Here is a 14,218-nt window from a genome sequence, read left to right as displayed (position 1 = left end):
ATCTCCGGATTACCTGACAACAGAAAGGGAACATCCACCCATGTCCAACACCACCAGCACCCAGATCCTGCTCGCCTCCCGCCCGACCGGCTGGCCCACCGAGCAGAACTTCCAGTTCCGCACCTCCGAACTGCCCGAGCTGGCGCCGGGGCAGGTGCGCGTGCGCAACGAGTTCATCTCCGTGGACCCCTACATGCGCGGGCGCATGAATGATACACGCTCCTATGTCGCCCCGTACCAGATCGGCGAGCAGATCACCGGCGGCGCCGTCGGCCGGGTCACCGAATCGATGTCCGACACGCTGCCCGTCGGCACCTTGGTCACCCACCAGCACGGCTGGTCCGACACCGTCCAGGATACCGCCGAGCGATTCACCGCGGTCCCGGAAATCCCCGGCGTGCCCAGCTCGCTGCGGCTGCACATGATGGGCATGACCGGCCTGACCGCCTGGGTCGGCCTCACGGTGATCGCCGGGATGAAGGAGGGCGACACCGTCTTCATCTCCGGAGCCGCCGGCGCGGTGGGCACCGCCGCCGGGCAGATCGCCCGGCTGCTGGGCGCCAAGCGCGTCATCGGCTCCGCCGGCAGCGCCGAGAAGGTCGCGCTGCTGACCGAAAAGTACGGCTACGACGCGGCCTTCAACTACAAGGACGGGGACGTCGCCGGCCAGCTGGCATCCCTGGCGCCCGAGGGCATCGACGTGTTCTTCGACAACGTCGGCGGCGAGCACCTAGAAGCCGCACTGGAGAACTTCAACGACGGCGGTCGCGCCGCGCTGTGCGGAGCGATCTCCAGCTACAACACCACCGAGGCGGCCCCCGGCCCGCGCAACATGGCGAACCTGATCACCCGCGGGCTGAAGCTGCAGGGCTTTACGCTGGCCAATTACCTGCAGCATTCCGGCGAATTTGCCGAGCGCATGGGCCAGTGGTTCACCGACGGACAGATCGCCTACGACGAGACGATCGTGGATGGGATCGAGAACACCGTCCACGCGTTCATCGCCATGATGCAGGGCGAGAACACCGGCAAGATGCTGGTGCGCATCTAGCCGCAGGCCTGGGCGGACCGCAGGTTGTGGGAAACTGGGGGACATGACTGGTCCTGAAGAAAACCTCTGGCTTGCGGCCGTCCGCAACAACCCCGACCACGCGGCGAACTACGCTGAACGCTGGCGCGGCTTCATCGCACAGGGCCGCGACATCCACGGCGAGGCGCGCATGATCGACGCCATGGCCGACCGCGGTGCGCGCATCCTGGATGCCGGCTGCGGCACCGGGCGCATCGGCGGCTGGCTGGCCGAACACGGCCACCGGGTGCTGGGTGTGGACCTGGATGCGCAGCTGATCCAGGTGGCCCGCGAAGACTATCCGTTCGTGCGCTGGCAGCAGGGCAACCTGGCCGACTTCACGCTCCCCGAGGGCCCGGGGGAGCTGACCGAGTTCGACCTGATCGTCTGCGCCGGCAACGTGCTGACCTTCCTGGCCGCCGGCGAGCGCCTCCCGGCGCTGACCCGGCTGCGCGGGCGACTGGCCGAGGGAGGCCGCCTGGTCGTAGGCTTCGGCGCCGGACGCGGCTACGAGTTCGATGATTTCCGCGCCGACGCTGCGCGGGCCGGGCTGTCGGTGGACCAGGAATATTCCACCTGGCAGCTGCATGCACCGAATGGCGACTTCCTGGTCGCGGTGCTCAGCGCCGCGTAGCCCGGCATCGGGTCGCCGGGGTCGAAAGAGCCGGACTTTCGGCGACCAGTAGCAGCGCCATTGCGAACTGCCGGGCTTCGGTTCCGCGCTCTTCACGTCGACCGACCCGCGCCGGGCTCCGGAGCCGATTTACGGCATTGCCTTGAAATTTCGGCAGTCGTCGCCGCAAAAACCATGGATCCAGGCGCGGGGCAAGCCTATAATCTGGAATCACCTTTTGGTGATCGCCCACCGCGCGGCGCTCAAGTGCGCTCCACGGGCAATTTCGCGACCACGTAGCCTTTTCGGGTATTCATGATCTCCATCCATTCTTGCTGGAGGTTTTGAAAAGTTGCGTACCGCATACAAGGTTCTTGCGCACGCTATCTCTGCAGTGGTCGTTGTCCAAGCAGCCACCATAGGTATGACGACTTTCCTGATGATCCAGGCGATTGGTGCCGGCGCCACCATGAGCGAAAGCGATGCGCCGGTTGCGGCGATGCTTCACGGCATGATCGGGCAAACGATCATCCCGATCCTCGTGCTGGCGCTGATCGTCGTCGCCCTGTTCGCCCACGCAGGGCTGAAGTGGGCTTTGTGGCTCGCCGCGGCGGTGGCCGTCCAGATCGCCATCGGCATCTTGGCCTTCGACGCTCCATGGGTCGGAATGCTGCATGCGGCCAATGCATTCACGGTCCTGGCCCTGGCCGAGGTCGGTGCATACGCCGTGGCCCATGCGCCGGCGTACGTGCCGCACGCCAAGGCCTCGATGCGTCCAGCCACCTAGTCCGGCCAGTCGAGCCGCTTCGTAGGTGAAGGCCCGACCCACGGAATTCCAACCGCGGGCCGGGCCTTCGGCTTGCCCGACCGGGCTGGCCGGCTTGCGGTTCCCTCGAACACGAAACAAGGCCCGAAGCCGACTGAGGCTACGCAGGCTCGATGCGCATGCCGGAACCTCTCATGATGCCGCGCTCTGCCGTGAAGCAGGCGAGCGCGGCTCTGAGCTCATCCATTGCGTAGGGTGCGCCCCCGACGAAGCCGCGCGGCATCCTGAGGCCATTCAGATTGGCGATGTCGCGCTCGGAGACGCGCCATTCGATGACGGCGCGGCCAGTGTCCTCGAAGTTCGGCATGTCGATATAGATGCCCCAAGGCGTCAGGCGCGCGTCGTAGCCGAGCTCGTCGACCAGAAAATCGACTACCTGACGGCGCTTGAAAGTCTCCATGAGCTTGAGTTTACGGCACCTTGCGGGTTGCTGTTTGGAGGGTCCGTTTGGCCCCGACCTGCACCATCACCGGAACCGTCCCGGACGGCGGCAAGGTCAGCTCCGAGTCCTCCTTGGACGTCGATCTGGGCTAGGAAATGGATCCAGGGTGCGGCGGCTGCCCGACGCGCAGCATCCGCACCTCGGTGATGCCCGGGATCGCAGGGTCGGTCATCGTGGTGCCGTCCGGCGCGAAGCCGTTGCGCCGGTAGAAGGCAATGGCGCGGGCGTTGCCCTGCGCCACCCACAGCACGGCCGGCGCAGTTCCCAGCACCGCATCCAGCAGCGCCCGGCCCGCCCCGGTGCCGTGGTGCTCGGCCAGCACGTAGAGGCTGTAGAGCTGGCGGCCCACCGGCAGGCCGGCCGCCGCCTCGCCGAAGGGCTTGGCGGCCATCGCGAATCCCAGCAGGCCGCCGTCCGATCCCTCGGCGAGCGCTAACTGGCAGGCCGGATCGGCCAGCACCCGGCGCCACTGGGCCAGCCGGGAAGCCTCGTGCTCCGGGGTGAAGAAGCCCGCCGGCAGCATGGCCGAATAGGTCTGCTTCCAGCAGAGCACCTGCACCCGGGTCAGTTCCCGTGCATCCGCCGGGCCCGCAGCGCGCAGCGTGAATGGCACCATCAGTCCTTCACGTACGCGGCCAAGTGCTCGCCGGTCAGGGTGCCCGCGGCCGCCAGCTGCGCCGGGGTGCCTTCGAAGACCACGGTGCCGCCCTCGTGACCGGCGCCCGGGCCCAGGTCGATGACCCAGTCCGCGTGGGCGATAACCGCCAGGTGGTGCTCGATCACGATCACCGTGTTGCCCTCATCGACCATCTCGCCCAGCAGGGCCAGCAGGCGCTGCACGTCGGCCAGGTGCAGGCCGGTGGTCGGCTCGTCCAGCACGTAGGTGCCCGCGCCCTTGCCCAGGTTGATCGCCAGCTTCAGGCGCTGGCGCTCGCCGCCCGAGAGCGTATTCAACGGCTGCCCGAGCTTCAGGTAGCCAAGGCCCACCTGGTTCAGCCGTTCAAGCATGGCGGCGGCCTTCGTGATCTTCAGCCGCTGCGCGGCGGCCTCGATGCTCAGGTCCAGCACCTGGGCGATGTTCAGCCCCTCCAGGGTGTATTCAAGCACCTCGGGCTTGTAGCGCTTGCCCTCGCAGATCTCGCAGGGCAGCGCCACCCCTGCCATGGACACCAGGTCGGTGTAGGTGAAGCCCACGCCGCCGCAGTGCTCGCAGGCGCCCTCCGAGTTGGCGCTGAACAGCGCCGGCTTCACCCCATTGGCCTTGGCAAAGGCCGCGCGGATGGGTTCCAGCAGCCCGGTGTAGGTGGCGGGGTTGGAGCGGCGCGAACCGCGGATCGCCGACTGGTCCACCACCGCCACGTCCTCGCGCTTGGAGATCGTCGAATGGATCAGCGAGGACTTGCCCGAGCCGGCCACCCCGGTCACCGCGCACAGCACCCCGGTGGGCACATCCACGTCCACGTTCTTCAGGTTGTGCAGGTGCGCCCCGCGGATCGGCAGCGGCTCGCGCCCCGGGCGCACCGAAGCCTTCAGCGGGATGCGGGTGGAGAAGTGCCTGCCGGTCAGCGTGCCGCTGGCCAGCAGTCCGGTCACGTCGCCGCTGTAGGTGACCTGTCCGCCATGCACGCCGGCCCCGGGGCCCAGGTCGATCACGTGGTCGGCGATCTTGATGACCTCCGGCTTGTGTTCGACCACCAGCACGGTGTTGCCCTTGTCGCGCAGGTCTTCGAGCAGCCGGTTCATGCGCTGGATATCGTGCGGGTGCAGGCCCACGGTGGGCTCGTCGAACACGTAGGTGACATCCGACAGGGCGCTGCCCAGATGGCGGATCATCTTCACGCGCTGCGCCTCGCCGCCCGAAAGGGTCCCGGCCGGACGGTCCAGCGAGATGTAGCCCAGGCCGATCTGCACCATCGCCTCCAGCACCGCCTTCAGGTTGGCCAGCAGGGGAGCGGCGGCCGGAATGTCCAGCTGGTCGAGTTCCGCCAGCAGGTCCGAGACCTGCAGCGCAGTCATGTCCGCGATGCCCAGGTTGTTGATCTTCGAGGCGCGGGCCTTCTCGCCCAGCCGCGAGCCGCCGCAGGCCGAGCACGGCGCGGTGGTGGAGATGCGGGCGATCCAGTCGCGGATGTGCGCCTGCTTGATCTCGCGGCCCGAATGGATGTAGTTGGACTTGATGCGGGTGACCAGCCCCGAATAGCTCATGTTCGCGCCGTTCAGCTTCACCTTCCCGGCCTGGTCGTAGAGCAGCCGGTGAAGCATGTTAGCTGGCATGTCGCGCAGCTTGACGTCAAGGTCCGCCTGGGTGCCGGCGGTCAGCGTCTGCCACAGCCAGGCGCCGGGGGCGAAGTTCGGGGCGGTGATCGCGCCCTCGTTCAGGGTCTTGTCCCAGTCCAGCAGCTCGTCCAGGTCGATGCTCGCCTCGGTGCCGAAGCCCTCGCACACCGCGCAGGCGCCCTCGCCCAGATTGAAGGAGTAGGCCCCGGCGCCGCCGGCGCTGGGCACCGAGTAGCGCGAGTACAAAACGCGCAGCAGCGAGTAGGCGTCGGTGGCGGTGCCCACCGTCGAGCGCGAGTTTGCGCCCATGCGCTCCTGGTCCACCACGATCGCCGCGGACAGGTTTTCCAGCACCTCCACGTCGGGGCGCGGCATGGAGGGCATGAAGGTCTGGATGAACGCCGTGTAGGTCTCGTTGATCAGCCGCTGGGATTCGGCGGCGATGGTGCCGAAGACCAGGGAGGACTTGCCGGAGCCGGAGACCCCGGTGAAAGCGGTGATGCGGCGCTTGGGGATGTCGGCGTCGACGCCCTTGAGGTTGTTCTCCCGCGCCTGGCGGACGCGGATGGTGTCGTGGGTGTCTGCGGGGTGCTGGGTCATGGAAACCAGCCTACTTAACACCGGACCCGCGCGGGGAAATTTCGGTGCGCCCCGGCCACCCTCTATCATTGTTTGGTGCGCTGCGACACAATCCGCGGGCGCATCGCATCGCTTTGACCTCTCACCCCAAAGGAACCTCATGAAGCTGCTGAAATCGATACCGCTGCTTGGCTGGATTATCCTGGCCATCGTGGCGGGCATTCTGCTCGGGCCGGTCATGCCGCTCTGGCTTGGTAGCACCTTCCTCACCTACAACTCGATCTTCTCCGGCATCCTGGGCTTCGTGGTGCCCCTGATCATCTTCGGCCTGGTCGCCCCGGCCATCGCAGAGCTCGGCAAGGGCGCCGGCAAGTGGCTTGGCCTCACCGCGGTCGTGGCCTACGGCTCGACCTTCGCCGCCGGCCTGCTGGCCTACTTCACCAGCATCTGGCTGTTCAGCGGCCCGCTGGCCGGAGGCGGCGTGGAAGCCATCACCGAGGGCGAGGGCTCGGGCTTCGAACCCTTCGTGACGCTGACCGCCTCGGCCTCCGACTCGGCCACCGCCATCGTCCTGGAGCCGGTTTTCGGCGTGATGACCGCGCTGGTGCTGGCCTTCATGGTGGGCGTGGGCATCACCTCCTTCCACTCCAAGGTGCTCTTCCGCGGCGTGGTTGAATTCCGCGCGATCATCGAGGGCGTCATCCGCCGCATCATCGTGCCGGCCCTGCCGCTGTTCATCTTCGGCATCTTCCTTGACCTCTCGGCCAGCGGCTCGGCCGTGGTCGTGGTGCAGAAGTTCCTGCTGGTCGCCATCGTCTCCTTCGCGCTGACCCTGGTGGTGCTGCTGCTGCAGTACACCATCGCCGGGTCGATGAACAAGCAGAACCCGTTCAAGGCGCTGTGGAACATGCGCGACGCCTACTTCACCGCGCTGGGCACCTCGTCCTCCGCCGCCACCATCCCGGTGACCCTCGCCTCCACCAAGAAGAACAAGGTCGCCGACGCCGTGGCAGGCTTCGTGGTGCCGCTGTGCGCCACCATCCACCTGTCCGGCTCGATGGTGAAGATCACCTGCTTCTCCATCGCGGTGTTGCTGCTCACCGGCGGCGACGTGTCCTTCGGCTCCTACCTGCCGTTCATCCTGATGCTCGGCGTCATGATGATCGCCGCGCCGGGCGTCCCCGGCGGCGCGATCGCCGCGGCAGCCGGCCTGCTGCAGCAGATGCTGGGCTTCGGCGAGGTCGAGGTCGGCCTGATGTTTGCCGCCTACATCGCGCTGGACTCCTTCGGCACCGCGACTAACGTGACCGGCGACGGCGCCATCGCGATGATCATGAACAAGCTGACCCGCGGCAAGCTCGGCGTCCAGGCGCAGGATCCGTCCGACGAGTCGGTGGAGCTGCTTGAAGGCCAGAAGCCTTCGCACCTGCTCGGCGAGTAGTCCACCAGCGCCAACGGCACAGCGCCGGTACCCACTGGGTACCGGCGCTGTGCCGTTGGCGCTGTGGCGCTGCCCCAGGCTAGATCCACATGGCCGGATCGATGTACTCGGCCGGATCGACGGCCGGCTGGCGCTGCTCGGGGGTGCGCGGGCGGTTCTGCGCCGGGATGCCGGTCACGATGGAACCGGCCGGCGCGTCCTTGACTACCACGGCGTTCGCTCCGATGGCCGAATCAGCGCCGATGATGATCGGGCCCAGCACCTTGGCGCCGGCACCGATGACCACGCGGTCCTCGATGGTCGGGTGGCGCTTGACCTTGGCCAGCGAACGGCCGCCCAAGGTCACCCCGTGGTACAGCATTACGTCGTCGCCCACCTCGGCGGTCTCGCCGATGACGATGCCCATGCCGTGGTCGATGAAGAAGCGGCGGCCGATGGTCGCGCCCGGGTGGATCTCGATGCCGGTGATCGCGCGGTTCGCCTGCGAGAGCAAGCGCGCTGGCCAACGCAGAGCGGGGTTCTGCCACATGCGGTGGGCCAGCCGGTGCATCCAGATCGCATGCAGGCCGGAATACACGAAGAAGTTTTCCACGTCACTGCGCGCGGCCGGATCATGGGATCGGGCGGTGGCCAGGTCTTCACGTAGCCGGGAGAAGAAACTCATGAACTCTACCTTAGTGGTTGGTCGTTTTCGTGACGGAAATACAGATGTCACACAGCAAATCGGCGCGAGCCGCACCATTGCGAACCCTTTAAGGTTCAACGGTGGCTCGCGCCGATTTATTCACTTTTCGGCGAACTTCTTTTCAGATCTCGCGCAGGGCAGGCTAGCCGCGGATGTCGTCAAAGAGCAGGGTGGAGATGTAGCGCTCGCCGAAGTCGGGGATGATCGCCACGATCAGCTTGCCGGCGTTCTCTTCGCGGGCCGCGACCTGCAGGGCGCCCCAGACGGCTGCGCCGGCGGAGATGCCGCCGAGGATGCCTTCCTTCACTCCCAGCGCGCGGGCGGTGGCGACGGAGTCGTCGATGCTGGCATCCAGCACCTCGTCGTACAGCTCGGTGTCCAGCACCTCGGGGATGAAGTTGGCGCCCAGGCCCTGGATCTTGTGCGGGCCCGGCTTGCCGCCGTTGAGGATCGGGGAGTCCTTCGGCTCCACGGCGACCAGCTGCAGGTCGGCCTTCTTGGACTTCAGGTAGCGGCCGGCGCCGGTGATGGTGCCGCCGGTGCCGATGCCTGCGACCAGCACGTCCACGGCGCCGTCGGTATCTTCCCAGATTTCCGGGCCGGTGGTCTCGGAGTGGATCTGCGGGTTCGCGTCGTTGGCGAACTGCTGGGCCCAGATGGCGTTCTCGGTGGTGGCCACGATTTCCTTGGCCTTCTCGACCGCGCCGCGCATGCCGTCGGCACCCGGGGTCAGCACGATCTCGGCGCCGAAGGCGCGCAGCATGACGCGGCGCTCGGTGGACATGGTCTCCGGCATGGTCAGGATGACCTTGTAGCCACGGGCCGCGCCGACCATGGCCAGGGCGATGCCGGTGTTGCCGGAAGTGCCTTCGACGATGGTGCCGCCGGGCTTCAGCGAGCCTGACTTCTCGGCGGCGTCGACGATGGCCACGCCGATGCGGTCCTTGACCGAGTTGGCTGGATTGTAGAATTCGAGCTTGACCGCGATGTTGCCTGGCAGGCCTTCGCTCAGGCGGTTCAACTTCACCAGCGGGGTTCCGCCAACTACTTCGGTGACATTGTTGTAGATCTTGGCCATCTTCTATGCAATCCTTACGTGACTTGTCTGCAAGCGTGTTCCGCGGTGCGCTGACCGCGGATGGTTCATATCCAACACTAGTAGGGCAGGTGGGTGCTCAGGCCTCGTTTAGCCATTGAGCGTAATATTTCCTGACTTTTGCGAGCTTTGGGTCGATGATGACCCGGCAATAGCCCGCCCGGGAGTTGTTCGTGTAGTAATCCTGGTGGATTTCCTCGGCCGGGTAGAAATCTTTCGACTCTTCCATTGCGGTGACGATCGGATCGGGGTATAGGCCCGCGTACTTGTCGATGGCCTTCTGGAAGGTGGCGCGCTGCTGCGCGTCCAGCGGGAACATGGCCGAGCGGTACTGGGTTCCCACGTCGTAGCCCTGGCGGTTCAGGGTGGTCGGATCGTGCATGGTGAAGAACATGTCCAGGATGATTTCCGCGGGCACCACGTCTTCGTCGAAGATCACCGCGAGCCCTTCGGCGTGGCCGGTGGTTCCGGTGCACACCTGGTAGTAGTCCGGATCCGCGGTATGCCCGCCGATGTAGCCCGAGATGACCGCGGCCACCCCCTTGGTGCGCTGGTACACGGCGTCCAGGCACCAGAAGCAGCCGCCGGCCAGCACGAAAGTGGTCAGCCGCTTGCCGTCGACGTCCAGGCTGGCAGTGAAATGATGGGGCGATTGAATGCTCAGAGTACTCACGCACATCCCAACGCCGCGGCGTTGCATTCTGTTCCATCGCCGGTTCCAGCGCGTAGGCTTGGCATATGCAGAGCAAGGCAAACAACTCGCACGAACCCCAGCCTCAAGATGCCGCGGTGGCGCCTCCTGCGCTCAAGCCCGTTGCCGAGGAGCCGGCGGACCAGCAGGCGCGCGCCAGCGCCGGCGCTGCGACCCTGGGCAACGTCCTGGAGGCAGCCGAAGAACTCTGGCCGCAGTCCCTGGCCGAGGACTGGGATGCTGTCGGACTGGTGGCAGGGCGCACCGGCGCGCCGGTGTCCAAGGTCGTGCTGGCCGTGGACCCGACCCTCGCCGTCATCGAGGACGCGATCGCCCGCGGCGCCGACCTGCTGATCACCCACCACCCGCTGCTGCTGCGCGGGGTCACCCAGGTGGCCGGCACCAACTTCAAGGGCGAGGCGATCCACCGGCTCATCGAGACCGGGACCGCCTTGCTGACCGCGCACACCAATGCCGACAGCGCCGTGGGCGGGGTCAACGACGCCCTGGCCGACGCCTTCGGGCTCAAGGACTGCGTGCCGCTGGTCGAATCCAAGGACGGACTGCCCGAGGAAGGGCTGGGCCGGGTCGGCTTCCTAGACAAGCCGATGAAGCTGGAGGACTTCGCCGAACGCGTCTACACCGTGCTGCCGGCCGTGGCCGGCGGCATCCGCGTGGCCGGCGACCGCACCGGGCTGGTGCGCAAGGTCGCGCTGTGCTCCGGGGCCGGGGATTCGCTGTTCGATGCGGTGCGTTCGCACCAGGCAGATGTCTACGTCACCGCCGACCTGCGCCACCACCCGGCCAGCGAGGCGCGCGAAGCCGCCGGGTCGGGCTTCCCGTACCTGATCGACGTCTCGCACTTCGCCTCCGAGTGGGTGTGGCTGTCCTCCGCGGCCAAGGCCCTGGGCAACGTGCTGCGGGATCTGGGGCACGAGGTCGAGATCGAGGTTTCCCAGGTCAATTCCGACCCTTGGGACTTCATCCTCACCCCTTAATGAGGACGCCGATGCTGCATCATCTGGAGCTGTGGGTCCAGGACCTGGAAACCAGCGAGAAGTCGCTGGGCTGGCTCTTGCTGCACCTGGGATTCAAGCTGGAATCGCGCTGGAATGCCGGGGTCAGCTACCGCCACGGGGATTTTTACATCGTGCTGGAATCCGGGCCCGACGTGGTGCCCGGCGCCCACGAGCGCACCCGGGCTGGGCTGAACCACCTGGCCTTCCAGGCAGGAAGCCCCCAGCAGGTCGAGGCGTTGGCCGCCGACGCGCTGGCCCACGGCTTCACCCTGTTGTTCGCCGACCGCCACCCGTATGCCGGCGGGCGGCAGCATTATGCCGCCTATCTGGCGGACGAGGCGGGATTCGAGGTCGAGCTGGTCGCCGTAAGCTCGGGTTGAAGGAATGTGAAGAATCATTCTTTTAGGCTCGTAATCTTTGTAAGTTCTTCGGATAAGTCACAACATGCGAGTCAATCAACATGTGTTGAGCGATAGAAATTTATATGAAATGTTGTCTTCTTGCGAAACGGATCAAGCTAAATATTCTGCGCTAGTTCAGCCAATATGTTGAAACGTTGTCGAATTCAACTTTGAACCTATGAAATAATTGTCGTGGATTCCTACTTTAGAGGATCTAGGCAATGAATCATGGGGGATTTATGTTTCAAAATTATTCATGGATACAAGCGTCAAAGTTACGGTCAACATTGGCTGTCGTCGGCTTAGTTTCCGGGACTTTGGTGTTTGGCAATCTGACACCGGCTTATGCTTCACAGGAAGGCGATTCGCATCCGGAAATCGTGAGCACATGGATCTCTAAAACAGAAGTTGATGTCGTTGATGGCTCCCAAGAAGTCACTGTGCGTATTGAAGTGCGGGACCCGGACTATGGACTTAGTGACACTTCTCCACGCTTGGACCCTGATCCACTGATTGTCAACAGGGTTGATAATTCAGATGGTGATCCAGTGCAGGGGCAGCAACTAAAGCTTATCGGCGGAGATGCGTTTCAGGGCACTTATGAAGGTGTTTTTACCTTTACTGAGAATATCTACGACGGGGAATGGTGCTTTCAACCCACGATTGCTGACCGCATGGGTAATCGATTTGACGCCTACGAGCATGGCCAATCCGAATGGGGAATCGGCCTATGTTTGATTGTCACTTCGGTACCAGATATGGAAGCACCAGTCGTCAGTGGCGCTCTTTCATCTTCCATTATCGATGTCACGGATGATGGCGCGACGCTAGATTTGAGAATTGAGGCTGAAGACGATGGTGTAGGGCTAAAAGAGGGGACCTACCCCTCTCTGACGAGCGAATCAGGGAATTCATCTCATGGCTGGAAGATTGTAAGCTCTTCTAAGAACCAAAAGCGGAGAACTTTTGTTAGGACTCTGAAATTTTCCAAGTATGATTCTGCGTCAAGTCGGCTCGGTACTTTTAATGTCGCGGTAAAAGGCATTTCTGATGCCAATGGAAATCGGAGCAAATATGACTCAATTGGTTCATATACTCTTGGAATTCGACCACTCCGTGGAAAAAAACCGATACTTGAGTCGGGATCTCAAGGTGTGACGGTTTCCTGGGTAAGCCATCCAAACTCTCTTGAGAATTTGGAATATGAAGTCGAGCTAATCGACAGTAGCGCAATCCAACGTGCCAGTTATAAGACTCACGATACCGTTTTGGTGACTAACGAAGTACCGAGCGGAACCTACACTGCACGGGTACGGGCTCGAAACGTATTGGGTTGGGGCGAATGGACAAGTGCTTCTGACCCTATTGGTCACACTGCGAATGTGAAATCTAGTATTCCGAGAGTTCTCGGGGCGCCAACCGTTGGTCACTCGCTGACTGCTGTTCCTGGTTCGTGGGGTCCCGATGGTGTTGAACTTTCCTATCAGTGGGCTGCTAACGGAATAAATATTGGTGGGGCGACTCAAAATACGTTCCCGTTGACTCCGGACCTTGTTGGTAAGAACATCACGGTTACGGTGACTGGACGTTTGAATGGTTATGCCATGACCAGCAAGACCAGTGTTGCAACAGGCAAGGTCGCTGCCGGTGCACTGAGCGCCGCTATACCGAAGGCCACTGGGACGCCAACCGTTGGTCACTCGCTGACTGCTGTTCCTGGTTCGTGGGGTCCCGATGGTGTTGAACTTTCCTATCAGTGGGCTGCTAACGGAATAAATATTGGTGGGGCGACTCAAAATACGTTCCCGTTGACTCCGGACCTTGTTGGTAAGAACATCACGGTTACGGTGACTGGACGTTTGAATGGTTATGCCATGACCAGCAAGACCAGTGTTGCAACAGGCAAGGTCGCACCGCAGCTTGTTCAGACAACGGCGCCAACTTCTGATCTCGCGCTCGGTAGATTGACCATTCCGTCCGTAACTGGAGTGAGATACCTCGTTGACGGCATTGAGAAGAAACCGGGAACCTACACTACTGGCTACAAGCGAGTATCAATCGTTGCGCATGCCACGGAAGGATACTCACTTTCCGGCACCGCGGCTTGGGTCTTTGACCTCAGCAAAACCAAAGTGGTCGCCAAAAAACCAACGGTGAACTACTCAACACATACCTTGAATATTCCGAATCTGCCAGGTGTCCAATACACGGTGGATGGGATCACCAAGAATCCTGGAACCTACAATATCTCCACGCAAATCGTTGTAAAGGCTGAGGCGTCCGCCGCCAACTATGATGTCGCACCGGTGACTTGGAAATACGATCTTCGAACAACCGTCAGCGCGACCAAGCCGGTGTTTGATGCGAAGAAGAATACGGTGAAGATCCCTGCGAAGACTGGTGTTACTTACTATGTCAATGGCGCGAAGAAGAGTGCTGGAACGTACAAGTACACCGGGGCGGGTACCGTTACGGTGAATGCATCGTCTGGTGGGTACAAACTGACGGGAACGACATCCTGGAAGTTCGACAATCGCAACGTTGTTGCCGCGACCAAGCCGGTGTTTGATGCGAAGAAGAATACGGTGAAGATCCCTGCGAAGACTGGTGTTACTTACTATGTCAACGGCGTGAAGAAGAGTGCTGGAACGTACAAGTACACCGGGGCGGGTACCGTTACGGTGAATGCATCGTCTGGTGGGTACAAACTGACGGGAACGACATCCTGGAAGTTCGACAATCGCAACGTTGTTGCCGCGACCAAGCCGGTGTTTGATGCGAAGAAGAATACGGTGAAGATCCCTGCGAAGACTGGTGTTACTTACTATGTCAACGGCGTGAAGAAGAGTGCTGGAACGTACAAGTACACCGGTAAAGTAAACGTCATAGCCAAGCCGTCCAGCGATGCATTTAGGATCAAAGGCACTTCTAGCTGGAGTGCAAAGCTCTAGGTTGAATTTAATTAGCTAACCAGAAGATGGCGACCACGTTCCAATTCGCGTAGTGGTCGTCATTTTTTGTTGGTTCTTGCAGACTTCCGTAACAGGTGCACGAGCTCGGCAAGAATGTGGCCGATGCC

General features: G+C 62.9%; 13 protein-coding genes. 7 read left to right on the top strand and 6 right to left on the bottom strand.

What is annotated here, in order from left to right; translation table 11 throughout:
- Positions 1 to 40: 40 nt before the first annotated feature.
- The 3 genes from ATC04_RS10200 (at position 41) to ATC04_RS10190 (ending at position 2,469) form a co-directional block, all read left to right on the top strand.
- The gene (locus tag ATC04_RS10200) at positions 41 to 1,051 is read left to right on the top strand and encodes an NADP-dependent oxidoreductase (RefSeq protein WP_047118998.1); all 1,011 of its coding nucleotides are present in this window, start codon (positions 41 to 43) and stop codon (positions 1,049 to 1,051) included.
- Between the two features lie 43 nt (positions 1,052 to 1,094).
- The gene (locus ATC04_RS10195; protein WP_047118999.1) at positions 1,095 to 1,703 is read left to right on the top strand and encodes a class I SAM-dependent methyltransferase; all 609 of its coding nucleotides are present in this window, start codon (positions 1,095 to 1,097) and stop codon (positions 1,701 to 1,703) included.
- A 403-nt stretch (positions 1,704 to 2,106) separates the two neighbouring features.
- The gene (locus ATC04_RS10190) at positions 2,107 to 2,469 is read left to right on the top strand and encodes a hypothetical protein (protein ID WP_047119000.1); all 363 of its coding nucleotides are present in this window, start codon (positions 2,107 to 2,109) and stop codon (positions 2,467 to 2,469) included.
- A 139-nt stretch (positions 2,470 to 2,608) separates the two neighbouring features.
- Here ATC04_RS10190 and ATC04_RS10185 read toward each other — a convergent pair whose 3' ends face one another.
- The 3 genes from ATC04_RS10185 to ATC04_RS10175 form a co-directional block, all read right to left on the bottom strand.
- The gene (locus tag ATC04_RS10185) at positions 2,609 to 2,908 is read right to left on the bottom strand and encodes a hypothetical protein (protein ID WP_047119001.1); all 300 of its coding nucleotides are present in this window, start codon (positions 2,906 to 2,908) and stop codon (positions 2,609 to 2,611) included.
- 130 nt (positions 2,909 to 3,038) lie between these two features.
- Entirely contained in the window at positions 3,039 to 3,566 is a 528-nt protein-coding gene (locus tag ATC04_RS10180) for a GNAT family N-acetyltransferase (RefSeq protein ID WP_047119002.1), read from the bottom strand.
- The gene (locus ATC04_RS10175) at positions 3,566 to 5,827 is read right to left on the bottom strand and encodes an excinuclease ABC subunit UvrA (RefSeq protein ID WP_047119003.1); all 2,262 of its coding nucleotides are present in this window, start codon (positions 5,825 to 5,827) and stop codon (positions 3,566 to 3,568) included. The genes ATC04_RS10180 and ATC04_RS10175 overlap by 1 nt, the downstream gene beginning before the upstream one ends.
- A 139-nt stretch (positions 5,828 to 5,966) precedes the next feature.
- On the opposite strand from ATC04_RS10175, the gene ATC04_RS10170 reads away from it, so the two are divergent.
- Positions 5,967 to 7,247 (top strand): dicarboxylate/amino acid:cation symporter, encoded by a 1,281-nt coding sequence (locus ATC04_RS10170; protein ID WP_047119004.1) that lies wholly within the window; start codon positions 5,967 to 5,969, stop codon positions 7,245 to 7,247.
- A 79-nt stretch (positions 7,248 to 7,326) separates the two neighbouring features.
- Here the strand turns inward: ATC04_RS10170 and epsC are convergent, their stop codons facing one another.
- From epsC to msrA, 3 genes are all read right to left on the bottom strand, one after another.
- Positions 7,327 to 7,911, bottom strand: a complete 585-nt coding sequence (gene epsC, locus ATC04_RS10165) for a serine O-acetyltransferase EpsC (protein ID WP_047119005.1) — start codon at positions 7,909 to 7,911, stop codon at positions 7,327 to 7,329.
- Between the two features lie 163 nt (positions 7,912 to 8,074).
- A complete protein-coding gene (cysK, locus tag ATC04_RS10160) occupies positions 8,075 to 9,010 on the bottom strand; it encodes a cysteine synthase A (protein ID WP_047119006.1) in 936 nt (311 codons plus the stop codon).
- Positions 9,011 to 9,107: 97 nt separating this feature from the next.
- A complete protein-coding gene (gene msrA, locus ATC04_RS10155; RefSeq protein ID WP_047120712.1) occupies positions 9,108 to 9,635 on the bottom strand; it encodes a peptide-methionine (S)-S-oxide reductase MsrA in 528 nt (175 codons plus the stop codon).
- A 131-nt stretch (positions 9,636 to 9,766) separates the two neighbouring features.
- Between msrA and ATC04_RS10150 the strand changes: the two genes are divergently transcribed.
- The 3 genes from ATC04_RS10150 to ATC04_RS19325 all read left to right on the top strand — a co-directional run bounded on the left by ATC04_RS10150 (position 9,767) and on the right by ATC04_RS19325 (position 14,090).
- Positions 9,767 to 10,717: a Nif3-like dinuclear metal center hexameric protein gene (locus ATC04_RS10150; RefSeq protein WP_082123888.1), complete on the top strand. Its 951-nt coding sequence runs from the start codon at positions 9,767 to 9,769 to the stop codon at positions 10,715 to 10,717.
- Positions 10,718 to 10,728: 11 nt separating this feature from the next.
- Complete coding sequence (locus ATC04_RS10145; RefSeq protein WP_047119007.1) at positions 10,729 to 11,118, top strand: VOC family protein; 390 nt, start codon at positions 10,729 to 10,731, stop codon at positions 11,116 to 11,118.
- A gap of 242 nt (positions 11,119 to 11,360) precedes the next feature.
- Entirely contained in the window at positions 11,361 to 14,090 is a 2,730-nt protein-coding gene (locus tag ATC04_RS19325; RefSeq protein WP_157359284.1) for a fibronectin type III domain-containing protein, read from the top strand.
- Positions 14,091 to 14,218 lie beyond the last annotated feature (128 nt).

This window comes from Arthrobacter sp. YC-RL1 (genome assembly GCF_001454985.1).
Classification (GTDB): Bacteria; Actinomycetota; Actinomycetes; order Actinomycetales; family Micrococcaceae; genus Glutamicibacter; species Glutamicibacter soli.
Note: the sequence above shows the minus strand (reverse complement) of the source record. Positions and strands in the feature narration are given on the sequence as shown.